Origin of the sequence: Priestia sp. SIMBA_032 (assembly GCF_046535215.1) — a bacterium.
GTDB classification, from domain to species: Bacteria; Bacillota; Bacilli; order Bacillales; family Bacillaceae_H; genus Priestia; species Priestia aryabhattai.
Window position 1 is genome coordinate 1 of the sequence record NZ_JAWRXD010000679.1, and the last position, 271, is coordinate 271.

Genomic DNA, 271 nt, shown 5'->3' on the forward strand with positions numbered 1-271 from the left:
CTGTCGATGCTCATGGAGTCTGCGAACAAGGGTATCAAGGACGCAATCCGGCACATCGATCGTGGGGTGGTGCGTCGTGTCATTGAAGCGTTGTGGCTGTTCAACATGCGCTATTCCGATGACAACGCCATCAAGGGCGATTGCAAGGTCGTGGCCAGGGGCGCAAACGCGATGCTTCAGCGTGAGCAAACGTTGAACGCTCGAACGCAGTTCCTGAGCTTCACCAACAACCCGACCGACATGCAGATCCTCGGCCTTGAGGGTAGGGCTG

The 271-nt window shown here is 57.2% G+C and carries 1 protein-coding gene; it reads left to right on the top strand.

Features of this window, described 5'->3' with window-relative positions:
• Positions 1 to 271: hypothetical protein (locus tag SB717_RS35980; RefSeq protein WP_410907774.1), on the top strand; the 271-nt coding region annotated here is incomplete at both ends.